Source organism: Qipengyuania sp. Mu-71 (assembly GCF_036867055.1).
GTDB lineage: Bacteria > Pseudomonadota > Alphaproteobacteria > Sphingomonadales > Sphingomonadaceae > Qipengyuania > Qipengyuania profunda.
The window spans coordinates 342624-368356 of the sequence record NZ_JBAJHR010000001.1; the positions used below are offsets into that span (position 1 = coordinate 342624).

Here is a 25733-nt window from a genome sequence, read left to right on the forward strand (position 1 = left end):
ATGGCCCGCTCGATCAATCATCGTCTGCCCCTGCTGCTTGGCGGAGCAGGCCTCGCCATGGCCGCTGTTCTGGCGATCCCCTCGCAAGCGCAGGCGGAGGCTTTCAATGGCTTTCCCGAGATCGTGCGGGGCACCGTCGACATCGATCGCTCGGTAGGGGGCGCCGACACATTCACGATCACTTCCGCAACGGCGGTGCTCGACTGGTTCCCGTACGAAGACGACGCGGGCAATGCGCTGATCTTTCTCCCCAATGGCAGAACGGCCTATTTCCAGGACGGACCGGGGCAGGGCGGGTTCGCCGTGCTCAACCGGATCCAGCCTTCGACCAATGGTAATGCGATCGTCTTCCGCGGATCGGTGATCTCGAACTTGCAGGATGCGAGCGGCACTCTCTCGACCGGCGGAATGGTTGCGTTCTATTCGCCGACGGGCATTTTGATAGGCGGCAATGCCACTTTCGATGTCGGGCAATTGCTGCTGACCACGCTCGATCCCGATCTCGACAGTTTCGACAGCTTCGCCGCGGGCGGGACACTGCAGCTGACCGGCGCCCAAGGGACGACTGCCGGCATCTCGGTGGGCGAAAACCCGCAGATCACGGCCCTTGGTGAAGATAGCTACTTCGTCATTGCTGCGCCCCAAATCACCATGCGCGGAAGCGCCTATATCAACGGTTCGAGCGCCTATATCGCTGGCGAGCAGGTCAATCTGACCTACAATAACGGCCTGTTCGACATCGAGATTCCAGTCGGGACGAGCGTCGCTACGGCGATTGATCACCGCGGGTCGACCGGGGGACCATCGAGCCTCGGCGCGGGCGACAACCATGTCATCTACGGCGTTGCACGGGCCGCTGCCGATCCGATCACCATGCTGCTGCGCGGTAATCTGGGCTTCGATACCGCGGCTACTGCCGGGGTGGATAATGGCGATATCATTCTCTCGGCCGGTTACGACGTCTTCGGGAGGGATGTGACGACCGGCGCGGTAGACGACGCGGCTATAGCGGAATCGATCGCGCTGTCCGGCGCATCGAGCCTGACTTCGAGCGTGTTCGCCGGGGCGACGGGCGGCTTCTCCGCCAATTCAAACGGTGGAGCGATCGATTTCGCCGATGGACTGACCGTGGAAGCTGCCCGGTCGATACTGTTTTTTGCCCGCAATGGGCACGACATTTCGATCACCGGAGACACCTCGCTGTTGTCTCGCGGGACGATCGCGACATCGCTCGATGTAGTCGGCGGTGCGATCGACCTGATCGCCCGCGTAGGTTCTGCCGTGAACGTGACCGGGGATTTGAGCGCCGACGTGTCGCCGTTCCAGCTCTCCGGCGACGCAACCGGGGGAGATATCGACCTGTTGGGCAATGGCGGCACGATTTCGATCGGCGGCGACGTCAGCCTGTTGGCGCAGGCCAACTTGCGGCTGGGGACGGGCGCGGTCGGCGATGGCTTTGGCGGAAACGCGCGCCTCTATGCACTGAACAATGGGGCGATCGATGTCGGGGGATCGCTGGACATTGATACCGATGCCTTCGGCAATGATTTCGCGGGCAGCATGGCGACCGGCGGACGCAGCGAAGTTATCGTGCGCAGCGGTGGGCGGATCGATATTGCGGGCGATGCATCGCTCGATGCGAGCGGCCTGGGCGGTGATGCCGACGGGATATTGGGGGTGATCGACGGGGGCGCGGGCGCCGGGGGCCTCGCCAATGTCGATGCGCGGGACGGGACAATCACCTTTGGCGGCTCGCTTTCGGTCAATGCGCTGGGTCAGGGCGGAGAAGGCGCGAGCGCATTCAATGGCGGACCGGGCGACACGGGCGGTCTCGGACGCGGCGGCGAAGCGCTGGTCAACACTATCGACGGAACGATCACGATCGCCGGCATCGCCACGCTTCGCGCGAGCGGGAGAGGCGGCGAAGGCGGCTCCGGCGGTGCGGGCATCGGCGGAGTTTCGCAGGTCTTCGCCGATGACACCGGAGCGATCAGCACGGGGGGTGTTACCGCCTCCGCTATCGGTCTGGGCGGTGATGGCCTGGCCTCCGATGGCACAGGCGGCGATGGCGAAGGCGGCCGGTCGGTTATCCTGACCGAAGGCACCGGAGATATCGTGCTGAGCGGCAACGCCAACCTTCTGGCCGACGGTACCGGCGGCGATGGACATGTCGGCGGCGACGCCACTGGTGGCAATGCGGGAATCCTGGCGGTTTTCGGCAGTATCGCGGTCGACGGTGATGCCTCCTTGTCGGCCCTGGCCACCGGCGGCGATGCCGCTGTCGGCTTTGGCGGTACCGGCGGCAATGCGCTGGGCGGCACCGCCTATATCCAGGCCGACGGTTCGCAAGCGCTTGCCGCCAGCCTGACGATCGGCGGCAACGCCTCGATGACCGCCTCGGGTGTCGGCGGTGAGGGCGGCGAAGGCGACGGCAGTACGGTCGCCGCTGGCGCCGGCGGCAATGGCACGGGGGGCACCTTCCAGGGAACACCCGGTTCGGGCGGCGCCTTCGCGCTGGCCGGCCGCGACAATGCCACGCTCACGGTCGGGGGCAGCACCGCGCTTTCGGCAAGCGGTCTCGGCGGCACGGGCGGCTCCGGCGGTACCGGACAGGCCGGCGGCGCCGGCGGGTCGGGCGTGGGCGGGACCACGCAAGCCGGCACATTCAGCGGCCGCGGCGATGGATCGCTCGGCGAGGGGCTGGCCGAGTTCGATACGCTGACGCTCGAAGCAGGTGGCTTCGGCGGCGACGGCGGATCGAGCGCGGTTGGTCTTGGCACGGGCGGAATCGGTGTGGGCGGCTTCGCGGGCGTGTTCGCCAACGCTTCGCAGGTCGACGCGGCAAGCATTTCGACTCGCGCCGATGGCATCGGCGGGGATGGCTCGACCGGGGGTGACGGCTTCGGCGGCAATGCCGGGATCGGGATCGTCGGCGGCACGCTCAACGCCCTGTCCCTCATCGGCACTGCCCAGGGCATCGGTGGCAGTGGAACGACGGGCGATGGCGGCGCCGGGCGCGCGGGCGAAGTCTCGATCGACAGCGATTCGATCCTGAACGTGACGGGCGACATCCAGTATGCCGCGACCGGCAGCGGCGGCGCGTCGGAAACGGGCGATGGCGGCCTGGCGTCGGGCGGGGTTGCCAGCATAACCACTTCGGGCACCGCGATCCTCACGGTCGGCGGAGATGTCGTCCTCAATTCCTTCGCGGACGGCGGGGCCGGGGCTGTCGGCGGGGATGCGACAGGCGGAACTTCCTTCATCGATGTACGGGAAGGCGCTGCGACCCTCGCTGGCACGACCACTCTCAATGCGAGCGCCACCGGAGGCGAGTCGGCTGACGGCGATGGCGGCAGTGGGACCGGCGGTCTGGCCTATGCGCGCAGCCGGGACGGTGGCAGCCTGTCCTTCGGGAATGCAACGCTCACCGCCAACGGGCTCGGCGGCTTCGACCCGGCAGGTGTGCGATCGGGTGGCGCAATCGGCGGCCTGGTCCAGGTCCTGGCAACCGCCGAAGCTGCTATCGAGGCGGATTTCCTGCGGCTGGAAGCGCTCGGCGCGGAAACCGCCGGGGCGTTCGAAATCATCGCCAATGGCGGGACGATTGCGCTCGACCAGCTTGTCGCCCGCGCGGTCGGCGACAGCGCGGGGGATGCATCGCTGATCCGTGCTGCCGGCGGCGCAATCCCGATAACGGGATCGGCGCAGTTCGAGCTCACCGGCGATCTCGACATCGTCACCGCGAACGGCGGGCTGATCGGCGGACCGAGCATCGGCGCTCCCACTGCGCTTATCGATATCTCGACCGCGGGCACTGTCACCATCGACGGCGACAATGACGACCAGATCGGCTTCGGCGGGCAGGATGTGTTCATCCTTTCCAGCGAACTCGACATTCTTGCAGGCGCAAGGATCGGGGCCGAGTTCCTCAATCTCGTCGTGTTCGGCAATGACGCGATGACCGTGCTGGGCGGAACTGGCGATACCGAGGGTTACACGCTTACCCAGGCCGAGCTTGGGCGGATCGATGCGAGCGCCGCCTATTTCGGCGCCTCTTTCGAGGGCGCCGCGTCGGACGATCTGCTGATCCGTGACACGACCATCTTCGGTTCGCTGGACGATGGCGTGGCCAATGTGTTTATCGGCGCAGGCGGAGTGGTCCGCGTCGAAGGCATACTTGCCTATGTCGATGCGGCCCCGACCGATGAATTGTCCATTCTGGCGCAGCGGCTGGAAATCGTGACCCCCGGCGGGATCGGCATCGTCGATTCGCAGGACAATCCAACCGGCCGGTTCAGCTTCTTCGGCAACGACTTCTGGATGGCCGATGCGGAAACCATCGCGCAGCTTCGGGGCGACGTCGGCTTTGCCGGGCGCGACGCGCTGCTCGCGACCGCCGCCGCGGGCAGTTCCGATCCGCTTGGCTATCTGCGCGCCGGGGACGTCCTGCTCGCGGTCGGCAGCAGCCTGCTGGTTCGCAATACGGGAACGAGCCAGGCGCCGGCGGGCATTACCGTCACCGGCGATCTGGCGATCGCCAGCTTCGCCAATGACGACCAGCAAACCCCCTCGGGCGGGGCGCTCGATGTATTCGCTTACGGCCGCAGGCTGAACGGCGATGGCAGTTTCGTGACGGGTGAGGAGTTCTTCACCCAGGTCGATTTCCATACCGAAGAGAATGACGACGGACTGGTCACGACCTACACCGACACGTCGCAATTGAACGATTGCGCGATCAACACTGCGCAATGCGCCGGGGTCGAACCGCCGCCGCCCGATACGCGCGAAGAGGTGCTCGATGAAATCGACGAGAAAGCGCCGGCGGCTGCGGTGACGACTACCGCAGTGATCGCGGCCGCACCGGTCGAGCAGAGCGAACAGGACAGCAATGTCGAGTTCGGGGCAGACTTCCCCGGGCTGCTCAACGCCTCGTTGATCGGCGAACAGGGCGCGATCGACGATCCGGTCGCCAGCGGCGGCGATATCGCGCTCTATGGCGCGGGCGAAGATGCCGCCGAGCAGGACGACGAAACCGGGGAGGATTCCGATGCGCAGTAAAACCTTGACCGCCATCGCGGGATGCAGCGCAGCGGCAGTGATGCTCTCGGCCCCACTCCAGCCCGTTGCAGCGCAGAATGGCGAGCGTCCGGTCAGCTATAGCGACACTTTCCCGATCGGGGCCAACGGCCTGTGCGAAGCGCAGATCATGCCGCCGCAGCCGGGTGCCGGACTGTTCGACCGCGGATATACGATCGTCTGCCGCGATGCGGCGGCCCCCGTGGGCACGCTATGGGTGCTTCGCGGTGCGCAAGGCTCGGAGGCACAGGCGCGCTTCCTCCCCTCGGCCGAGTGCCGCGAAGGTGGCGAAACCGCCGTGCCCGACGCGCTGGGCGACAGCGAAAGCTTTTCCTGCACCGATAGCGAACTGGGCACGCGGCGTATCCTTGTGGCCGGCGAGGCGGGCGGGCGGCTCTATGCCGGTGAGGCCATCACCGCCTATTCCGATGCCGTGCGGTTGGGAATCGCCACCCTGGTCAACGACCGTCCCGTCCAGGGCAATGTCGAGATTCCGCTTACCGAAACCGGGGACGCGGTCGCCTTTGCCCGAGCACAGGCGCGCGCGCTCGCCTCGGATGCGGTGATCGCCGAAGCCTACCGCCGCAGCAACAGCGGCGATTTCGCCGAAGCCGCCGAATTCTTCGCCGCGACCGCCGCCACTGCCGAAGGCAACAATGCGCTCGAAGCACGTCTCAATGCCGCGCTGCTGCAGTCGAATCTCGGCAATTTTGCCGAAGCCTCGCGGGGTTTCGCAAACGTACGGGGGCAGCTTGGCGGCGATCCCGTGCTGGCGCGCCTGCTGCGCAATTACGAGGCGATCGATGCGCTGAATGCGGGGGCGCCGCAGGTGGCACTCGACATTATCGAGCGCCCTCTCGCCGCCGGAGCGACGTCGCAGGATGCGCTGGCGGGGCTGGAAATCACCGATGCGCTGGCCGCACGGCTGTCGGCTGAACAAACGAGCGCGCTGGACGATGTCGGCGGGCTCTCCGCGCTCGAACGCGCCGACCTGCTCGACGGGCAGACCGACTATCTCGCAGCCACCGCCTTGCGCCTGCTCGGGCGCAAGGGTGAAGCCGGGCAGCGCCTCGCCAATGCCGACGCGGGTCTGGCGGGTGTCCGGGGCGGCTCGGTCCGTTCGATCCTGTGGCTGCGCGCGCAGGTGCTGGGCGAACTGGCCGATCTGGCCGAGGACAAGGACGACGCCGCTGCCGCCGAAGCCTACCATGGGCAAGCGATCGCGCTGCTAGAGACCAATTACCCCAATTCCCCCGCGCTGCTGAGCAGCAAGGCGCAGTTTGCCGGCTATCTGGCGCGCAGCGGGCGAACCGAAGAAGCGCTCGCTGCCTACCGCGATCTGGTGGGCGATGCGCAGGGCAAGCCCGCGCCCGCCTTGCGCCGTTTGCTGGTGCCGTTCTTCGACCTGCTGACCAGCGACGGGGATGGCGGAGCGGAGGCTGCGGCGGACATGTTCCTTGCCAGCCAGCTGCTGCAACGCCCGGGTCTGGCACAAACGCAGGCCGTGCTCGCGCGCGAGCTATCGGGCGGGAGCGACGAAGCCTCGCAACTGTTCCGCAAGGCGGTCAATGTCGGTCGCTCGGTCGAACAATTGCGCAATCGCGTGGCGCTGCTCGAAGGGCAGGCGGCCGCCGATCCGCTGGTTGCCGAACGGCTGACCGCCCAGCGCGCGGCGCTCGCCCAGCTCGAGACGCAGCAATTGGCGATCCAGGACAGCCTGGGCGAATACCCCCGCTTCCGCGCGGTGTCCGACGGGCGGGTCACGCTGGAGGAATTGCAGGAGACATTGCGCCCGGGCGAAGGCTATCTCAAGCTGGCGACGCTGGACGGCGCGACCTTCGCCATTTTCGCCACGTCGGAGATGGCGCGCGCCTATCGCGCCGGGGTCGACCCCGAGGCGCTCGAGGCCGAGGTGGACGAATTGCGCGCCACCATCGCCTATGTCGAAAACGGGCAGACGCTGACCTTTCCCTTCGACATCGAGAAATCGCGCGCGCTGTACAAGGCACTGCTCGAACCCGTCGATGCCGAGGTCAAGGCGCTCGATCATCTCGTATTCGAACCCGATGGCGCGATGCTGCGGCTGCCCGCGAACCTGCTGGTCGCCGATGACGCCAGCGTCGATCGCTATGTCGAGCGGATCGCGCAAGGCGGCGACGATTACGATTTCACCGGGACCAACTGGCTGGGGCGCGAGGTCAGGATCACGACTACCGTTTCCCCCTCGGCCTTCCGCGATGTTCGCCGGGCTCCCGGGTCCTCCGCGGTCCGTGAATATATCGGGTTCGGCGAGAACACCCCGCTGACCCAGGAGCGCGGGACGCTCGGCACGCGTGCGGCGCTGGCCGGGGGCGCGGACTGCCTGTGGGCCCCGTCGATCTGGGACTACCCGATCAAGGCCGACGAGCTTTACGCTGCCTCGCGCAGCCTGGGTGCGGGCACCGCGCAGGAGCGGATCGTTACCGGTGACACGTTTACCGATACCGCGGTTCTCGGGATGGAGGATCTCGACCAGTATCGCATCCTCCATTTCGCCACGCACGGCCTCGTGACCGCACCGCAACCCGAATGCCCGCCGCGCCCGGCGCTGCTGACCTCGTTCGGTGACGAGCAGTCCGATGGCCTGCTGTCCTTCGCGGAAATCTTCGATCTCAAGATCGATGCCGACCTGGTCATTCTCTCCGCTTGCGACACGGCGGGAGAGGCGACGCTCGGCGCCACGCGCGAAGCGGGCGTCAGCGGAGGCGGGTTTGCCCTCGATGGATTGGTTCGCGCCTTTGTCGGCGCGGGCGGCCGGACCGTCGTTGCCAGCCACTGGCCGGTTCCGGACGATTACGATGCGACCAACCGGCTGATCGACGGCTTCTTTTCAGTCGCGCCGGGGACTTCGCTGGCCGAAGCCATGCGCCAGTCGCAGGGCCGGCTGATGGACCAGAGCGAAACCTCGCATCCGTTCTACTGGTCGGCATTCGCGATTGTCGGCGATGGCGGCGCGCAATTGCGCAATTGAGCCAAGCCGTCAGCCATCCGGACCCTGCCGGGCAGCTGGTCCTGAAATGAAAAGGGGCGCCGTGTGGCGCCCCTTTGTCTTATTTCAGCGGGAGGATCTTGCCGATGATATAATCGGCGGCTTCTTCCGGTGACATCTCGACCGTGTTGACCCGGATTTCGGGGTCTTCGGGGGCTTCATAGGGGCTGTCGATCCCGGTGAAGTTCTTGAGCTTGCCTTCGCGGGCCTTCTTGTACAGCCCCTTCACATCGCGCGCCTCGGCCACTTCCAGCGGGGTGTCGACATGGATTTCGATAAACTCGCCGCTATCGATCATGTCGCGCACCAACTTGCGGTCGGCCCGGAAGGGGCTGATGAAGGCGGTGAGGACAATGAGTCCCGCATCGGTCATCAGCTTGGCGACCTCGCCGATCCGGCGGATGTTTTCGATCCGGTCGCTTTCGGTGAAACCCAGATCCTTGTTGAGACCGTGGCGGACATTGTCGCCATCGAGCAGGAAGGTGTGGCGGTTCATGATCGCCAGCTTCTTTTCGACTTCGTTGGCGATGGTCGACTTGCCCGAACCCGACAGCCCGGTGAACCACAGCACGCGCGGCGTCTGGTTCTTCATCGCGGCGTGATGGTCACGCGTGATGTCGGTCGCCTGCCAGTGGACGTTCTGGCTGCGGCGCAGGCTGAAGTGGAGCATCCCCGCCCCGACCGTATGGTGGGTGATCTTGTCGATCAGGATGAACCCGCCCAGCGCGCGGTTGTCGGTGTAGGGATCGAACACGATCCGCTTGTCGGTGGTGATCTCGCACACACCGATCTGGTTGAGATGCAGCGTCTGCGAGGCGAGGTGCGAGCCCGAGCCCGAGGGATTGTTGACGTCGATCTCGAACTTGGGCTCGGCCACGGTCGCGCTGACCATTTGCGAGCCAAGCTTGAGCCAGTAGGCGCGTCCGACGACGAGCGGTTCGTCGTCCATCCACACGATCGTCGTTTCGAACTGGTCGGCGACTTCGGGCGGGCTGTCCGCAGCCGCGAGCACATCGCCGCGCGAACAGTCGATTTCGTCGGCGAGCGTGATCGTCACCGACTGGCCCGCGACCGCTTCGTCGAGATCGCCATCCATGGTCACGATCGACTTGACCGTGCTCGTCTTGCCGGAGGGCAGCGAGCGCAGCTCGTCACCCGGCTTGACGGTGCCGGTGGCGATCTGGCCGGAGAAGCCGCGGAAGTCGAGATTGGGGCGATTGACCCACTGCACGGGCATGCGGAAAGGCTTGGCCTGGTTGGCGGTGTTGTTGACCTCGATGGTTTCGAGGTGGTCGATCAGCACCGGGCCATCGTACCAGCCGGTGTTGTCCGAGCGCGTGGTGATGTTGTCGCCCGCAAGGCCCGACATCGGGATGGCGGTAAAGGTCTCGATCCCGATGCTCTTGGCGAAGGCCGCGTAGTCGGCGACGATCGCGTCGAACCTGGCCTGGTCGTAATCGATCAGGTCCATCTTGTTGACCGCCAGCACCAGGTTCTTGATGCCGAGCTGGTGGCACAGGAAACTGTGCCGCTTGGTCTGGACCAGCACGCCCTTGCGCGCATCGATCAGGATCGCGGCGCAATCGGCGGTCGAGGCACCCGTCACCATGTTGCGGGTATATTGCTCGTGTCCCGGGCAGTCGGCGACGATGAACTTGCGTTTCTCGGTCGCGAAAAAGCGATAGGCGACATCGATCGTGATGCCTTGTTCGCGCTCGGCTGCAAGCCCGTCGACCAGCAGCGCGAAGTCGATCTCCTGCCCCTGCGTGCCCACCTTCTTGCTGTCGTTCTCGAGCGCGGCGAGCTGGTCTTCGAAGATCATCTTCGAATCGTAAAGCAGGCGGCCGATCAGCGTCGATTTGCCATCGTCCACGCTGCCGCAGGTGATGAAGCGCAGCATCGACTTGTTCTGGTGCTGCTCGAGATAGGCCTCGATATCGTCGGCAATCAGCGCGTCGGTCTTGTAGATGGGATCGGTCATCAGAAATAACCCTCCTGCTTTTTCTTCTCCATTGACGCGTCACCCGCGTCCTTGTCGATCACGCGGCCCTGTCGCTCGCTGGTGGTGGTGAGCAGCATTTCCTGCACCACTTCCTGCAAGGTGGCTGCCTCGCTCTCGACCGCGCCGGTCAGCGGGAAGCAGCCCAGCGTGCGGAAGCGGATCGAGCGTTCGGTGATCTCGGGCCGGTACCCCATCACCTTCTCGAGCCGCTCGAGGTCGTCTGCCATGAACAGCCCGCCTTCATGCTCGTAGGTCGGGCGTTTGGCGCTGAAATAGAGCGGCACGATCTCGATATTCTCGGCCATGATGTACTGCCAGATGTCGAGCTCGGTCCAGTTGGACAGCGGGAAGACGCGAATGCTCTCGCCCTTCTTCTTGCGCGCATTGTAGATGTTCCACAGCTCGGGGCGCTGGTTTTTCGGATCCCAGCCATGCGTCGCGGTGCGGAAGGAAAAGATGCGCTCTTTCGCGCGGCTCTTTTCCTCGTCGCGCCGCGCACCGCCGAAGGCGGCATCGAACCCGTGCTTGTCGAGCGCCTGCTTGAGCCCCTCGGTCTTCCACATGTCGGTATGCAGCGGGCCGTGATCGAAGGGATTGATCCCGCGTTCCTCGGCCTCGGGATTCTGATAGACGATCAGGTCCATGCCGGCGTCCCGCGCCGCCTTCTCGCGCAGTTTGTACATGTCCTGGAATTTCCAGGTCGTATCGACATGCATCAGCGGGAAGGGCGGGGGCGAAGGATAGAAGGCTTTCTTGGCGAGGTGCAGCATCACGGCGCTGTCCTTGCCGATCGAATAGAGCATCACCGGCTTGTCCGCCTCGGCGGCGACTTCGCGCATGATGTGGATGCTCTCGGCTTCTAGCCGTTGGAGATGGGTCAGGGTTTTGGGGTCGGTCATGAAGGGGTTCCTCAAGTCTTGTCCCCACTTACCGCTCCATGCGAAGGATGGACCTCCCATTTGGGAGGTAGTAAGGCGATCGCATGCGTATCCCCAATCTTGGCGAGACGGAACTCCTCGTGCCGCTCCATTCGGGCGTGTTCGAACAGCCCATGTGGCAGACTTTCCTGCGCCAGTTGCGGCGGGTGTGCACCGCCGACGGTGTGGCGATCCGGTTCCGTAGTGCGGGCGAGGAGGGCCTTGTCACCCTGGCCGATGGCGTAGTCGGCGCTTTCGCAGAGAGCGATATGCGCGAGGCGCGGGTCTATGCGGGGGAGGAACTGGGTCACCCCGAAGAAGGCTTGCGTGCGGTGCGCGTGGGAAGCGGCGAGCTTAACCTCGTGCTGTGCGTTGCCGCACCCCAAGCGCCCGGCGCCGAGATCGCCAGCCTGCTATCGGCGCTGGTGCCGCACCTTCGGGTCGCGCTGCAGGTCGTCTCCGCGCTCGAACGCGAACGCGGCCGCGCGTCTGTCGGCGCGGAAGCCTTTCGGCGGATGAATTTCGGCTGGATCGCGGTGGATCGGCGCTGCCGGATCGTCGATCTCGACGCGCAGGCGGGGCGGTTGCTCGAACGTACGGGTGCGCTGCGGCGCGGCCCCTACGATCGGCTGGTTCCCGGCTCCCCGGCGGTCGATCGCCAGCTGACGGCACTCGTCCGGGCGATGGCGACCGACCCGCGCCACCGTCCGCGTGCGATCAATCTCAGCCAGGACCCGTGGATCGATATTCTCGTCGCGCCGATGCGGGTCGATGCGCTCGCGGGCGAGGGCAAGGCAGTTGCGGTGGTTTATCTGCGCGGCGACCGGTCCTCGAGCGCGGACCGGCACGAACAGTTGGTCGATCTGTTCGATCTCACACCCGCCGAAGCGCGGCTCGCATGGTCGCTGGCGCAGGGGCTCTCGATCACCGAGGCCGCGCAGGCGCACGGTCTGACCGTCGAAACCGCGCGCTATTATTCGAAGAAGATCTACGCCAAGACGGGCGCGCGCGGGCAAGTCGATCTTGTGCGCAATATCCTGACCGGGGTGCTCGCGCTGGCCTAATCGGTGCGCGCGGTGAGATCGGACCAGAAGGCATCGGCGCCGCGCGCAATCACGCGCGCACCGAGCTTGCCGCTCCAATGCGCGTCATTGCCGAATTCGGAACGCCACTGCCACAGCCGCCGGGTCAGCGGATGCAGGCCGTATTCCTGCGTGAACCCGATGGCGCCGTGGACTTGATGCGCGACCGTGGTGCCCACTTCGACCGCTCGATTGGCGCGCAGTTTGGCAGCGGCAAGCTCGAATTCGGCATCCTCGCGATCGAGCGCCTGCGCTGCTCCCATAGCCGCGCAATTGGCCGCCGCAGCCTCGCAGGCAAAACTCGCCAGCGACTGCTGGACGGCCTGGAATTTGCCCAGTGGCCGGCCGAACTGCACACGGTCATTGGCATAGGCGACCGACAGCGCCAGCGCGGCGTCGAGCGCGCCGGCGATCTGCGCGGCGCGGGCAAAGGCCATCAGGCCAAACCACTGGTCGCTTTGCCGCCCGGCCACGCGCGCGATAATCTCGTCGGGCAGGTCGATCCCGAGCGCGTGATAGCCCGCCAGCCGGAAGACGGTCAGCGCATCCATCCAGCTGCCGCCAAACCCGCCATCCGCTTCGGGCACCAGCAGCGCGGGGAGGCCGAGTTCGTCGAGCCGGTTGCCGTCGCGCTCGCTCGTCGCGGCAGGGCCCAGTTCGGCGAACAGCGGATCGACCATTTCGGCCAGCATGCGTCTGGTATCGCTCATCGCAGCCCCAGCCCCCGGGCGATAATGCCCTTGATGATCTCGCGCGTGCCGCCGCGCAGCGAAAAGCTGGGGCTGACCTGCAACAGGTAGAAACAGATATCGCGCAGCGTGGCGGCGTCGGTATCGCCAAGATCCGCAGCCGCCTGGACCAATTGGGGGATCGCCTGCTCGTAGGAATTGCCAAGGTCCTTGACCATGGTAGCTTCGAGCGCCGGGTCCTCGCCCCGCGCCAGCTTGGCGGCGACAGACGCGCTCATCAGCCGGAGCGTCCAGGCATCTGCCGTCAGCCGACCGATCAGCTGCTGCAACGCGATGTCCTGCTTCGCACCGGCATAGCGGACGAGTTCGAGGAACAGCACCATCGAGGACAGGTAGCGTTCGGGCCCGGCACGTTCGAGCGACAGCTCGGCAGTGGCCTGCTTCCAGCCCTCGCCTACGGTCCCGAGGAACGCGGTTTCGGGCAGGCGCACATCCTCGAAGAACACCTCGTTGAATTCATGTGCGCCGGTGAGGTCGATGATCGGTTTTACGCTGACCCCGGGCGTATCCATCGGAATTACGAATTGCGACAGGCCCTGCTGCCGCTCGCTGCCCGCTTCGCTGCGGACCAGCGCAATCATGAAATGACTGACATGCGCGCCGGTGGTCCAGACTTTCTGGCCGTTGAGCACCCAGCCATCGCCATCGCGCCGCGCCGCGGTGCGCACCGAAGCGAGGTCCGATCCCGAATTCGGCTCGCTCAATCCGATACAGGCGAAGGCTTCGCCGCGCGCGATGGCGGGCACCCAGCGGCGTTTCAGTTCCTCGTTTCCGAGCCGCAGCAACAGCGGTCCGCTTTGCCGGTCGGCAATCCAGTGCGCGCCGACCGGCGCGCCCGCGGCAAGCAATTCCTCGATCACGACATAGCGTTCGAGCTGGCTGCGTTCGTGTCCGCCATATTCCTTCGGCCAGGTCATGCCGAGCAGTCCGGCTTCCCCCAGCTTTTTGCTGAACTGCGGGTTTGCCTTGGTCCAGGAGTTTGCCCGCCGTACCGGATCGCGCTCCCCATGCTCGGCCACCAGCGCGCGCACCTGCTCGCGCAGCGCAGGCGCGGTTTCAGGCCAATCGACGGCTTCGGTAACGAAGGTCTGCATTGCTCTCCTCTTCGGTGCCTCTCTCCCCAATTTGAGGCCCCACCGCAAGACCCGTTGCATCGAGCAACGAATTTCGACAGTGTGAGGCCAAGGGACGAATCCCAGATTTGCGCGAGGAGAGAGACGATGACCGACTACAAGAACCTGATCGACGGCAAGATGGTCGATAACGGCCAATGGCTGGAGGTGCTCAACCCCGCCACCGAACAGGTCGTCGGCCGTGTGCCGTCCTGCGGCAAGGAAGAACTCGACAGCGCCGTTGCAGCTGCACGCCGCGCCTTCACCCAGTGGAAGAAGACCACCGCCGAAGAACGGCAGCAGGTCGTCCAGGGGATCGCCGCTGCGATCAAGGAGAATGCCGACGAGCTCTACCGCTTGCTGACCAGCGAGCAGGGCAAGCCGCATGCGCAGGCACAGCAGGAAATCTACGGCGCGGCGGGCCTCGCTGCCGCCCAGTCGACGCTCACGCTCGACGATGTGATCAACCAGGATGACGACACCCGTCTGTCGCGCACGCGGCGCGTGCCGGTGGGCGTGGTCGGCGGCATCGTGCCGTGGAACTTCCCGATCATGATGGCGATCCAGAAGATCGTCCCGGCGCTGGTCGCGGGCTGCACCATCGTGCTCAAGCCGTCGCCCTTCACGCCGCTCACCACGCTGCGGGTGGCCGAGCTGATCAAGGATGCCGTGCCCGCAGGCACGGTGAACATCATCACCGGCGAAGACACGCTTGGCCCGCTGATCACCGAGCATCCCGATATCGACAAGATCACCTTCACCGGTTCGACCGCTACGGGCAAGAAGATCATGGAAGGTGCATCGGGCGACCTCAAGCGCATCACGCTCGAACTGGGCGGTAATGACGCCTCGATCGTGCTGCCCGATGCGGACGTCCAGAAGGTCGCCGAACAGTTGTTCTGGTCGAGCTTCTCCAACGCCGGCCAGGTCTGTATCGCGGCCAAGCGGATCTACATCCACGAGGATATCTACGACGACCTGTCGAAGGCAATCGCGGACTACGCCAAGACCGTGGTGGTCGGTGACGGTTCGCAGCAGGGCACGGGCGTCGGGCCGATCCAGAACAAGAAACAGTACGAGCGCGTGCTCGACCTGATCCAAGACGCCAAGGACAATGGCTACAAGTTTCTCACCGGGGGCGACAAGGATCCCTCGGGCACCGGCTATTACGTGCCGATCACCATCCTCGACAATCCGCCCGAGGATGCGCGTATCGTGGCCGAGGAACAGTTCGGCCCGGTCATGCCGCTGATGAAGTTCGCCAGCGTCGACGAAGTGATCGAGCGCGCGAACAATTCGGAATACGGTCTGGCAGGTGCGGTCTGGACCAAGGATACCGACAAGGGCGTCGAAATCGCTGAACAGCTCGAAACCGGGACGGTCTGGATCAACGAATTCATGCAGCTGTCGCCCTTCGCGCCCTTCGGCGGGCACAAGCAGTCTGGCTTCGGCGCCGAATACGGCATCGATGGGCTGAAGGAGTTCACTTATCCGCAGGTGATCACGGTCAAGCGCGACGCCGCCGTCTGATACTTGACGCTACTCCGGGCGGGGCGGGCCGAACCCGCTGCCGCCCGGGGTCAGCACCACGAATGTATCGCCCGGCTGCATCTCGGCACTGGCGGTAGCCCCCAGATCCTCGCGCGACCCGTCCGCGCGCTCAACCCAGTTTCGGCCCGGCGCGGCATCATGCCCGCCGGCAATGCCGCGCGGCGGGACCTCCCGTCGGTTGGCGAGCATGTTGGCATGCATCGGTTCGAGGAAGGTGATCCGCCGCTCCACCCCGTCGCCGCCGCGAAATGCACCGTCACCCCCCGATCCCGCGCGGATCGCGAACGCATCGAGCCGCACGGGTAGGCGGGTCTCGAGGATTTCGGGATCGGTCAGCCGCGAATTGGTCATATGTGTCTGCACCGCGCTGGTGCCGTCGTGGTCCGGCCCCGCGCCCGAACCTCCGCAGATCGTCTCGTAATACTGGTCGGTCCCGTCGCCGAAAGTGAAGTTGTTCATCGTCCCCTGGCTGGGGGCCAGGCGGCCGGTCGCCGCAAACAGCGTATCGGTCACGACCTGGCTGGTCTCGACATTGCCCGCCACCACCGCGGCACCCGGTTGCGGATCCAGCATCGAGCCGGGCGGCACGACCAGTTCGATCGGCCGTAGGCACCCATCGTTCATCGGGATGGCATCGTCGATCAGGGTGCGCACGACATACAGCGCCGCGGCGCGGGTAATCGATCGCGGCGCGTTGAAATTGTCGGGCAGCTGGTCGCTGGTGCCGGTGAAGTCGAACACTGCCGAGCGGTTCGCACGGTCGATGCGGATGGCAACCTTGACCACCGCGCCATTGTCCATCGGATAGGCGAATTCGCCGTCTTGCAGCCGGTCGAGCAGTCGCCTTACGCTTTCTTCCGCATTGGCGAGGACATGGTCCATATAGGCTGCGACCACTGCCGGGCCATTGTCGCGCGCGGCAAGGCACAGCAACTCCGCCCCTCTCGAACAGGCCGCCAACTGCGCGCGCAAATCCGACAAATTGCGATCGGGATTACGAGCGGGGAAGCGTCCGGCCGCCAGCTGATCGCGTATGGCCCGTTCGCGAAACATGCCTTCGTCGACCAGCAGGAAATTGTCGATCAGGACGCCTTCCTCCTCGATCGTGCGGCTGGTGGGCGGCATCGATCCGGGCGCGATTCCGCCGATGTCCGAATGATGCCCGCGCGCGGCGACAAAGGCATCGGGCGCGTCGCCGTCGTCGCCATAAAACACCGGCACGATCAGCGTGATGTCGGGCAGATGCGTCCCCCCGCGATAGGGATCGTTGAGGACATAGGCGTCGCCGCGCCGGAACCCGCGCCCGTCGGCCCGCGCGCCGCGCGCCTCGATCACCCGCGCAATGCTGTCGCCCATGCTGCCAAGATGCACTGGAATATGCGGGGCATTGGCGATCAATGCGCCCTCGGCATCGAACAGCGCGCAGGAGAAATCGAGCCGTTCCTTGATGTTGACCGAGGTTGCGGTCGATTGCAGCACGACGCCCATTTCCTCGGCGATGGCCATGAACAGATTGTTGAAAATCTCGAGCCGGACCGGATCGGCTTCCGTGCCCAGCGCGCGGTCGCGGCGCAGCGCCTGCGTCCGCGTCAGCACCAGGCTCCCCTCCTCGGCGATCTGAGCCTGCCAACCGGCTTCCACCACTGTGGTCGATCCCGGATCGATCACCAGCGCGGGGCCCTCTACGCTGTCGCTCGGGGCCATCGCCGCGCGCGCAACGGTGTGCCAGGTGCCCGAGGCCGCGCCCGAGGTGGCGACCGGAGCAGGCTGGACATGCCCGAGGCCGCCCGTGTGTCCGCTGGCTTCCACGCTCAGCGCTTCGACGATGATCGGCGCCTCGGCATCAGAATAGCCGAACCGTTGGCGGTGGAGCGCGCGAAAGGCGGAGTCCATCGCTTCGGGCCCCTCGCAGGGGATGGGCAGCAGGCTGTCACTGCCAGCAAACCGCAGCCGCGCATGGCATTCTACCGTAACGGCATCCGCTGCGATGCCCTGTTCGACCAGCGCCGCGCGGGCATCCTGTTCGAGCGCGCGCAGGTCGCCGGAGAAATCCTCTTCCAGCCCGCGTACGATGCTCACTTCGCGGATCGCCTTTACCGGCGCCAGCCCGATGCCATAGGCCGAGAGTATCCCCGCGAGCGGGTGGACCAGCACGGTCTCCATGCCCAGTTCGTCGGCGACCCGGCAGGCGTGCTGGCCGCCGGCACCCCCGAAACAGGCGAGCGCATAGGTGGTGACATCGTGCCCGCGCGCCACGCTGATCTTGCGAATGGCATTGGCCATATTGTCGACTGCGATGGCGAGAAAGCCCTCGGCAATCGCGGCGAGGTCCTGCGGCTCGGGTAGCGCCGCCGCCACCGCTTCCAGCCGGGCCCGCGCCGCATCGGGGTCGAGCGGCTGGTCGCCGCCGGGTCCGAACACGCGGGGGAAGAACGCCGGATCGATCCGGCCGAGAAAGAGGTTGCAGTCGGTCACCGTCAGCGGTCCGCCCTTGCGATAGCATGCCGGTCCCGGATCGGCGCCCGCGCTTTCCGGGCCGACGCGGAAGCGCCCGCCATCATAACGGCAGATCGATCCGCCGCCCGCCGCCACGGTGTGAATCTGCATCATCGGTGCGGCCACGCGCACGCCCGCAACCACGCTGTCGCCGGTCAGCTCGTATTCGCCCGCGTAATGCGCCACATCGGTGCTGGTCCCGCCCATGTCGAACCCGATCAGCCGGTCGTGCCCGAGCGGAGTGCTCGCGGCGACCATCCCGACCACGCCCCCTGCGGGGCCCGAAAGGATCGCATCCTTGCCGCGGAACGCGCCTACTTCGGCGAGCCCGCCGTTCGACTGCATGAAGCGCAGGCTGTGCGTGTCGGGCAGCCCCGCCTGCAGCGTATCGGTATAGCGGCGCAGCACGGGGGAGAGATAGGCGTCCACCACCGTCGTATCACCGCGCGGGATCAGGCGGATCAGCGGGGCGACCTCATGGCTGATGCTCACCTGCGTGAAACCGAGTTCGCGGGCGATCGCGGCCAGCCGCTCCTCGTGCTCGCGGTATTTCCAGCCATGCATCAGGACGATGGCGAGCGCATCGAAGCCATTGGCGCGCAGTGCGGTGAAATCGGCCCGTGCCGCCCCCTCGTCGAGCGGTGTCAGCACCGTGCCGTCGGCGCCCACACGTTCGGCGATCTCGATGACCCGGGCGGGCAATTGTTCGGGCAGCACGATATGGCGCGCGAAGATTTCGGGCCGCGCCTGATTGCCGATCCGCAGGGCGTCACCAAACCCGCGCGTGATCGCCAGCGCCAGCCGTTCGCCCTTGCGCTCGAGCAGGGCGTTGGTCGCAACGGTGGTCCCGATCCGCAATTCGGCGACCGGTGCAGCGCCATATTGCTCCATCAGCCGCCGGACCGCCTCGCTCGCGGCATCGGCATAATGGTCGGGGTTTTCGGATAAGAGCTTGTCGGTCACCAGCGCCCCGGCGGGGGTCACCGCGACGACATCGGTAAAAGTCCCGCCGCGATCGACCGCGAAGCGCCATGCGCCCGTTCTCGCTTCTCCGCTCATGATGCGGGCTTCGCACGCCGGACGAACCATTTCAAACGCTTCGCGCGTAAAACCGGCGTGCGGCAAGGGCGCCTATCATCTGTCCTGCGGCAAACCCATACGGGCCGTTAACCAATTATCGCTATCTGTTGTGACGAGGGCGAGCGCGATCTCGCCGATATCGAGCCGGGGGGTCGTCGATGCAACAGCCAAGCCGCACGAGCGTTCAGAACCAACAGCAGCAGACCGGTCCAGCCGATTGGACGCGTGGCTATGTCGCACCAGGTTTCGAACCGGTTGCGCATGCTTTCGCCGCCGCGATCCAGGCGCGCACGGCGCTGGGCGCGGCATGCACCATCATCCATCATGGCGAGACCGTAGTCGATCTGCAGGGCGGGTGGCAGGACAAGGTGCGCACGCGGGAATGGCAGGGCGACGATGTTGCGCTCATCTATTCGCTGACCAAGGGCATCACCGGCATGGCGGGCGCGGTCGCAGTATCGCGCGGACTGTTCGCCTATGACGAGCCGGTGGCCGATATCTGGCCCGAGTTCGCAGCGCATGGCAAAGGCGCGGTCACCGTGGGCGAGGCATTGTCCGAACAGGCCGGCCTTTCGGCAATCGACTTTTCGCTCAGGCTCGACAATCTGGGTGACGAAGACGCCATCTGCGCGGCCATTGCGCGGCAGAAGCCCCACTGGACCCCGGGCGATTACGCCGGGAACCACGCCTATACGCTGGGCTGGATCGCCAGTGAACTGATCCGCCGCCGCGATCCGCAGCAGCGCAATCTCGGCCGCTTCGTTGCCGACGAACTCATCGCCCCGCTGAACGCGGACGTGTTTCTCGGCCTGCCCGAAGATTTCGATCGCAGCCGCATTGCCCGGATCGAGGGGTTCGGGATGCAGGACCTGTTTATCCACCACTCGACCATGCCCTGGCCGCTGACCTTCAAGATGTGCCTGCCGGGCACGCTGGCTTTCCGCACACTCAACAATCCGCTGCTGCTGGCCGGACCGGGGGCGCTCGATTGCGAGGATTTCTGGCGCGTCGGCCAGGGGGCGGCGGGCGGCATCGCGTCTGCTCGCGGGCTGGCGGCGCTCTATCAGGCCTTCGCCGAGGGCGGCGCGAAACTGGGGGTGACCGCAGCGGTGATGCAGCAGCTGTGCGACGGCCATGCCCGCCCGCGCAAGGGACTGAAGGACCAAGTCCTGACTGCCGACATGTATTATTCCCACGGGTTCGAGAAACCCTTCGATGAGTGGGAATATGCCCGCACCCGCAGCGCCTTCGGCAGCTTCGCGGTGGGGGGCTCGCTTGCCTATGCCGACCCGGAAGACGGGGTCGCCTATGCCTGGATCACCAACCAGCTCGGCACCGGCAAATGGGACGACCCGCGCGAGAAGATCGTGCGCGACGCATTCTACACCTGCCTGGAGACCATCGCATGAGCATTGCCCAGATCGTCCTGTCGGACCTCCACCTCGGCGCGCGCGACAGCCTGCTGACGAACGTCCAAGGCGGCGGCGAAATCGCCGATGCGCCAGGCGATGTGCTGCTGTCTTTCGCCCACGGCCTGCGCGAAACGCTGGCCGATGGCGAGAAACCGCAGCTCGTCCTGCTCGGCGATGCGCTCGACCTCGGGTTGTCGCCGTTCGGCGATGTGTCCAAGAGTTTCCTCCAGCTGATCGATGCCTTCTTCCCCAAGAACGGGCGCGAGATCTTCCGCCGCGATATCGTTTATGTCGCGGGCAATCACGACCATCATCTGTGGCGCATGGCGCAGGATCACCGCTTCATCACCGCCTTGCAGGCGGGCGAGATGCCGGGCGATCTGGAACCCATCACGCCGATCATCGGCCAGCCGGTGCACAGTTGCCGCCTGATGGGATCGCTGATCGCGCGCCGCCCCTATCTGGCGGATGCCTCGGTGCGCATTGCCTATCCCAACTGGGGCCTCGCCGATCGCGATACCGGCCGCGCAGTTGTGATGCACCACGGGCATTATCTCGACGGCATGTATCGCGCGCTGTCCAACCTGCGCGGGTTCCTCGACAATGGCGAAGCGCGGCCTGCGACCATGCACCAGCTCGAGGCGGAGAACGGGCCATGGATCGATTTTCTGTGGTCCGATCTCGGCAGCGCGGGCGATATCGGCGGGGCTGCCGGATCGCTTTACCAGACCATGCTCAGCGCGGGCGCGAGCCATGACTTTGCAGAAAGCGTTGCGCGGCGGATCACCGGCGGGCTCAATTCGAAACTCGGCATCGATCCCTCGATGGAGCTCAAATACGGCATCACGCTCGACAACCTCCTGCGCGCCGCCGTCGTTTTGACCGCGGGCCGCGCAGCAGAACGCCAGCGCGAAGGCTATGGCCATGTGCTCGGCGAAGCGGAGATCGAGGATATCGGCTGGTATCTCGGCACGCCCATGGCGGCGCAATTGCGCGACGAACTGGGCGAACTGCCGAGCGAACTGCAGTTCGTGTTCGGCCATACGCACAAGCCGTTCCAGGACGAGCTGATGGTGGACGGTTACGAGCGGCCCGTGGGCGTGTTCAACACCGGCGGCTGGGTGCTCGACGAACCGACGCTGATGCCCGTGCAGGGCTGCGCGGCGATGCTGGTCTCCGACGATCTCGAAGTCGCCTCGCTGCGGCTGTTCAACGATCCCACCGACGGCACGATGGCGCCGGTGCGGGTCGAAGGCAGCGGGCGCGTTTCGCGGCTGGTCGAAGAGACCGGTGCCGCGGTCGAGCGGGCTGCGAGCCACTGGACCGATTTTTCGCGCGTGGTTCATGCGCGCATCGTCGAAGAAGCAGATGCGCGGGTGCGCCACCTGCTCGAAACATCCGAAGAATCCCTGCGGGAGGCGGCAGAATGACCATGCAGAAGCGCATCGCGAAAAGCCTGGATCAGGCGAAACCCCACTATACGGTCCTGGTGATCGGGTCGGGCTATGGCGCGGGTGTCGCCGCATCGCGGCTGGCCCGTGCAGGGCAGGACGTTGCCGTGCTCGAACGCGGCAAGGAACGGCTCCCCGGCGAATATCCGAACAAGCTTGCCGACGCGCAGGACGCGATGCAGATCAACGCCAAGGGTGGCCGGATCGGTGCGCCCGACGCCTTGTTCGAAGTGCATGTGAACGACGATCAATATGCGCTGGTCGGCTGCGGGCTCGGGGGGACCTCGCTGATCAACGCCAATGTCGCGCTCGAACTCGACAAGCGGCTGCTCGACCAGGCCCATTGGCCCGCTGCATTCCGCGAGGACGAGCACGAGATCGACACCTATTACGAGCGCGCCCGCGAAATGCTCGCGCCCAACCCCTATCCCGACAGTTATCCCACGCTCGGCAAGCTCGACGCGCTCGAGCATTCGGCCGAGAAAATGGGCAAGCGTTTCTACAAGACGCCGATCAACGTCACTTTCGAAGACAAGACCAACAAGTTCGGCGTGCCGCAGCCGGCCTGCACCAATTGCGGGGATTGCGTATCGGGCTGCAATGTCGGCGCGAAGAACACCACGCTGATGAACTACCTGCCCGATGCCGCCAATCACCGTGCGGAAATCTTTACCCAGGCGAAAGTGCTGTGGGTCGAGCGCGAGGGCGAGCGGTGGCGCGTCCACCTCGAACCCAATGGCGCGGATGCGCCGCAGGGCCCGACGAGCATCACCGCCGATCATGTGATCCTGGGCGCGGGCACGCTGGGATCGACCGAAATCCTGCTGCGCTCACGCGACAAGGGGCTCGCGCTCTCCAACCGGCTGGGGGCCAATTTCTCGGGTAATGGCGATGCGCTTGGCTTCGCTTACGACAGCTACCTCAAGGCCGAAAAGGACGAGGAAGGCACGCTTACCGCGCAGCCGCTCTATGCGATCGGCGTGGGCGCTTCGGATGTCGCCAAGGAGGCCTATCCCGGCCCCTGCATCACCGGCGTGATCGACATGCGCGGGACGAGGGATGTGACCGAGGGGCTGGTGATCGAGGAGGGCGTTGCCCCCGGCATTATCGCCACCGCGCTCGCCCCGGCGTTCTTCTTCGGCGAGGCCCTGGCCGATGGCTTCACCCGGTTCGGCATGGACCAGGTCAAGCCGCGCCTGATGGATGCCAAGGCCATGGGCGAAGCGGTGCAGACCGATCCGGGCAGCATCGCCGACTGGGCCTACAAGGGCCCGATGGCGCGCATGCAGACCTATCTGGTGATGAGCGTCGACGATTCGGGCGGCCAGCTGGCGCTCGATGATGACCGGCTGACGATCCACTGGCCGGGCGCAGGCGAACAACGCACCTTCCGCCGCGACGATGACAAGATGGCCGAAGCGGCCCGTGCGATCGACGCGCAATATTTCTCCGATCCGCTGTGGAGCGACCCGTTCGGCAAGAAGCTGATCACGGTTCACCCGATCGGCGGCTGCGGCATGGGCGACGATGCGGCCAGCGGCGTGGTCGATGACACCTGCCGTGTCTTTGCAGGCAATGCAGGGACCGATGTTCACGAGGGTCTCTATGTCTGCGACGGTGCCGCGCTGCCCGGCTCGGTCGGCGTCAACCCGCTGCTGACGATTACCGCAGTGGCCGAACGCGCGATCGAAAAGCTGGCGCAGAGGCAGGGTTGGACGATCGATTATACGCTCGGTTCGGAAGGGCCGCTGCCCGAACCGGCCCCGGCCGAGGAAGCCGCACCCGAGCCGGTGCTTGCCACGCGCGGCGATGGCCTGCGCCTGGGCATTGCCAAATGGGTCGCGGGCCATGCGATCGAACCGGTGGCCCAGGGGATCGAGAAGGCCGCCGAGCACTTCGAAAGCGGCGCGGTGGACGAAGGCAAGGCGGCGATCCGCCAACTGGTGATGGACCATCCCGAAGCGATGGCTCCCGGCCTGTCCTTCACCGAAACCATGGCCGGTCATATCAGCGATGTCGGTTGCCACCACCGCCCCTGCGGCCATGTCGAACGCATCCGCGACGACTACGCCAATGGCGAGGCATGGGGCCGCACGCATGGCAGCGACTGCCACTTCCGGCTGACGGTGACGACCGAGAACCTCCATCGTATGATCGAGGAGAAGGAGCATCGTTCGCGCATTACTGGTACGGTCACCGTCGCCGCGCTGTCACCCGATCCGCTACCGGTGCGCGAAGGCACCTTCCGGTTGCTGGTCGCCGATCCGGCACGCGCGGAAAGCTGGACCATGCTCTATGACATGGTGCTCGACGGTCCTGCGGGACCGGTCCATTTCCACGGTTTCAAGACGCTCGAGCAGCGCGGCAAGTCCGATCCGTGGACCGATCTCACCACGCTGTTCGTCACGCTGCGCCATGGCGAGGATGCCAGCGGCGAGCTGATCGGCCGCGGAGTGCTCAAGCTGGGCATCGACGAATTCATGCGCCAGCTCACCACGATCGAGGTGCACGATACCGGGACGCTCGTGGCCCATATCGTGAAGCAGATCCCGCGCGCGAAGAAGGCGATCGATACCTATTTCGTCGCCAAATACGCGGGCTTTTTCGCGATGACCGTATTCCGCTCCTATGGCGGGATGCTGGCGACGCTGAACGATTTCGCGGGCAAGGATGCGGCCAAGCTTGTGGACCGCAAACTGCGGTTGCCGCCAGCCGAAAAGCATATCGTGCCGACTGAGGACGGGGCCAGTATCGGCCTGACCCGCTATCGCGGCGGTGCGCGCGGACCGCTGGTGCTCGCACCCGGCTTCTCGGTGCGCGCATCCAGCTTCGCCACTCCGACGGTCGAGGAAAATCTCGCCGAAAGCCTCGTGGCGCAGGGCTATGACGTGTGGCTGTTCGATTACCGGGCAAGCGCCGATGCGGGCAACGACACCGAACACCCGCCCGAATTCACCATCGACGATATCGCGCGTTATGATTGGCCCGCTGCGATTGCCCGGATCCGCAAGGTCAGCGGCGCCGACAGCGTGCAGGCGATCGCCCATTGCGTGGGCTCGATGAGCTTGCTGATGGGGATCGGCGCGGGCTGGGTGTCGGGCGTGCGCTCGTTGATTTCCTCGCAGCTTACGCTGCATCCGGTAACCGACTGGCTAAACTACATGAAAGCCGATCTGGGTGTGGCCGGGACGCTCGGGCAAATCTCGCTGCTCGACGGACATCTCGACTTTGTCAGCCAGGGGACCGACGCCGATTACGAGATCGACGCCATCGCCTACCAGATCCCCGTGCCGGAAGGGCAGGCGTGCAAGAACCCAACCTGCCGCCGCGTGTTCGGCGTGTTCGGCCCGAGCTGGGACCACAGCCAGCTGGGTCACGATACGCATCTGGCGCTGGGCAGCATGTTCAGCCGCGTTTCGCTCAAGCCGTTCGAGCATTTGCAGGAGGTCATGCGCAAGGGACTGGCGGTCGATGCCGAAGGGCAGGCCGTCTATACGAGCGACGAAGCCGCGCGCCGTCTGGCGTTGCCGATCAGCTTCCTGTCGGGTGCGACCAACAAGCTGTTCTATCCCGAAAGCGGCCAGCGCACGCGTGTCTGGTTGCAGGACAAGAACAAGCCCGAGCTATACCAGCAGCGGATCGTGCCGAATTACGGCCATATGGACCTGTTCATCGGCCACAACGCGCACCGCGATGTGACGCCGGTCATTCTCGAACAGCTGGAATGGCTCGACGGTGCCCACGGCGCGCACCGGCGGGACATCGCCTAGAGCGGCG

Annotated in this window: 12 protein-coding genes; 7 read left to right on the forward strand and 5 right to left on the reverse strand. The window is 65.6% G+C overall.

What is annotated here, in order from left to right; all coding sequences use genetic code 11:
• Both V6B15_RS01705 and V6B15_RS01710 read left to right on the forward strand, forming a co-directional pair.
• Window positions 1-5058 carry a beta strand repeat-containing protein gene (locus V6B15_RS01705; protein ID WP_334199781.1) on the forward strand — a complete coding sequence of 1686 codons (5058 nt, stop codon included), beginning with the start codon at window positions 1-3 and terminating at the stop codon, window positions 5056-5058.
• A complete protein-coding gene (locus V6B15_RS01710) occupies window positions 5048-8086 on the forward strand; it encodes a CHAT domain-containing protein (RefSeq protein WP_334199782.1) in 3039 nt (1012 codons plus the stop codon). Before V6B15_RS01705 ends, V6B15_RS01710 begins: the two co-directional genes overlap by 11 nt.
• A gap of 79 nt (window positions 8087-8165) precedes the next feature.
• Here V6B15_RS01710 and cysN read toward each other — a convergent pair whose 3' ends face one another.
• Entirely contained in the window at window positions 8166-10085 is a 1920-nt protein-coding gene (gene cysN / locus V6B15_RS01715) for a sulfate adenylyltransferase subunit CysN (RefSeq protein WP_334199783.1), read from the reverse strand.
• The gene (cysD, locus tag V6B15_RS01720; protein ID WP_253522250.1) at window positions 10085-11005 is read right to left on the reverse strand and encodes a sulfate adenylyltransferase subunit CysD; all 921 of its coding nucleotides are present in this window, start codon (window positions 11003-11005) and stop codon (window positions 10085-10087) included. The genes cysN and cysD overlap by 1 nt, the downstream gene beginning before the upstream one ends.
• A gap of 83 nt (window positions 11006-11088) precedes the next feature.
• Between cysD and V6B15_RS01725 the strand changes: the two genes are divergently transcribed.
• Window positions 11089-12087, forward strand: a complete 999-nt coding sequence (locus tag V6B15_RS01725; RefSeq protein WP_334199784.1) for a helix-turn-helix transcriptional regulator — start codon at window positions 11089-11091, stop codon at window positions 12085-12087.
• On the opposite strand, the gene V6B15_RS01730 is transcribed toward V6B15_RS01725, so the two are convergent.
• Both V6B15_RS01730 and V6B15_RS01735 read right to left on the reverse strand, forming a co-directional pair.
• Complete coding sequence (locus V6B15_RS01730; protein WP_334199785.1) at window positions 12084-12815, reverse strand: acyl-CoA dehydrogenase family protein; 732 nt, start codon at window positions 12813-12815, stop codon at window positions 12084-12086. The two genes, V6B15_RS01725 and V6B15_RS01730, sit on opposite strands and share 4 nt — an antisense overlap.
• Entirely contained in the window at window positions 12812-13948 is a 1137-nt protein-coding gene (locus V6B15_RS01735; RefSeq protein ID WP_334199786.1) for an acyl-CoA dehydrogenase family protein, read from the reverse strand. The genes V6B15_RS01730 and V6B15_RS01735 overlap by 4 nt, the downstream gene beginning before the upstream one ends.
• A gap of 126 nt (window positions 13949-14074) precedes the next feature.
• Between V6B15_RS01735 and V6B15_RS01740 the strand changes: the two genes are divergently transcribed.
• The gene (locus V6B15_RS01740; protein ID WP_334199787.1) at window positions 14075-15496 is read left to right on the forward strand and encodes an aldehyde dehydrogenase family protein; all 1422 of its coding nucleotides are present in this window, start codon (window positions 14075-14077) and stop codon (window positions 15494-15496) included.
• Between the two features lie 9 nt (window positions 15497-15505).
• Here V6B15_RS01740 and V6B15_RS01745 read toward each other — a convergent pair whose 3' ends face one another.
• On the reverse strand, window positions 15506-19072 hold the full coding sequence (locus tag V6B15_RS01745) for a hydantoinase B/oxoprolinase family protein (protein WP_334199788.1): 3567 nt from the start codon (window positions 19070-19072) through the stop codon (window positions 15506-15508).
• A 179-nt stretch (window positions 19073-19251) separates the two neighbouring features.
• Between V6B15_RS01745 and V6B15_RS01750 the strand changes: the two genes are divergently transcribed.
• Genes V6B15_RS01750 through V6B15_RS01760 form a run of 3 tightly spaced genes read left to right on the forward strand, consistent with a single transcriptional unit; the run spans window position 19252 to window position 25726 of the window.
• On the forward strand, window positions 19252-20502 hold the full coding sequence (locus tag V6B15_RS01750) for a serine hydrolase domain-containing protein (RefSeq protein ID WP_334199789.1): 1251 nt from the start codon (window positions 19252-19254) through the stop codon (window positions 20500-20502).
• Window positions 20499-21935: a metallophosphoesterase gene (locus V6B15_RS01755; RefSeq protein WP_334199790.1), complete on the forward strand. Its 1437-nt coding sequence runs from the start codon at window positions 20499-20501 to the stop codon at window positions 21933-21935. The genes V6B15_RS01750 and V6B15_RS01755 overlap by 4 nt, the downstream gene beginning before the upstream one ends.
• Window positions 21932-25726 (forward strand): GMC oxidoreductase, encoded by a 3795-nt coding sequence (locus tag V6B15_RS01760; protein ID WP_334199791.1) that lies wholly within the window; start codon window positions 21932-21934, stop codon window positions 25724-25726. Before V6B15_RS01755 ends, V6B15_RS01760 begins: the two co-directional genes overlap by 4 nt.
• The last annotated feature ends 7 nt before the right edge of the window (window positions 25727-25733 follow it).

Excerpts from the sequence above, each read along its gene's own strand:
- V6B15_RS01750 (WP_334199789.1), top strand. The coding sequence starts at position 19,252 with ATGCAACAGCCAAGCCGCACGAGCGTTCAGAACCAACAGCAGCAGACC.
- V6B15_RS01760 (WP_334199791.1), top strand. The coding sequence starts at position 21,932 with ATGACCATGCAGAAGCGCATCGCGAAAAGCCTGGATCAGGCGAAACCC.
- V6B15_RS01705 (WP_334199781.1), top strand. The coding sequence starts at position 1 with ATGGCCCGCTCGATCAATCATCGTCTGCCCCTGCTGCTTGGCGGAGCA.
- cysD (WP_253522250.1), bottom strand. The coding sequence starts at position 11,005 with ATGACCGACCCCAAAACCCTGACCCATCTCCAACGGCTAGAAGCCGAG.
- V6B15_RS01710 (WP_334199782.1), top strand. The coding sequence starts at position 5,048 with ATGCGCAGTAAAACCTTGACCGCCATCGCGGGATGCAGCGCAGCGGCA.
- V6B15_RS01725 (WP_334199784.1), top strand. The coding sequence starts at position 11,089 with ATGCGTATCCCCAATCTTGGCGAGACGGAACTCCTCGTGCCGCTCCAT.
- V6B15_RS01745 (WP_334199788.1), bottom strand. The coding sequence starts at position 19,072 with ATGAGCGGAGAAGCGAGAACGGGCGCATGGCGCTTCGCGGTCGATCGC.
- V6B15_RS01735 (WP_334199786.1), bottom strand. The coding sequence starts at position 13,948 with ATGCAGACCTTCGTTACCGAAGCCGTCGATTGGCCTGAAACCGCGCCT.
- V6B15_RS01755 (WP_334199790.1), top strand. The coding sequence starts at position 20,499 with ATGAGCATTGCCCAGATCGTCCTGTCGGACCTCCACCTCGGCGCGCGC.
- V6B15_RS01730 (WP_334199785.1), bottom strand. The coding sequence starts at position 12,815 with ATGAGCGATACCAGACGCATGCTGGCCGAAATGGTCGATCCGCTGTTC.
- V6B15_RS01740 (WP_334199787.1), top strand. The coding sequence starts at position 14,075 with ATGACCGACTACAAGAACCTGATCGACGGCAAGATGGTCGATAACGGC.
- cysN (WP_334199783.1), bottom strand. The coding sequence starts at position 10,085 with ATGACCGATCCCATCTACAAGACCGACGCGCTGATTGCCGACGATATC.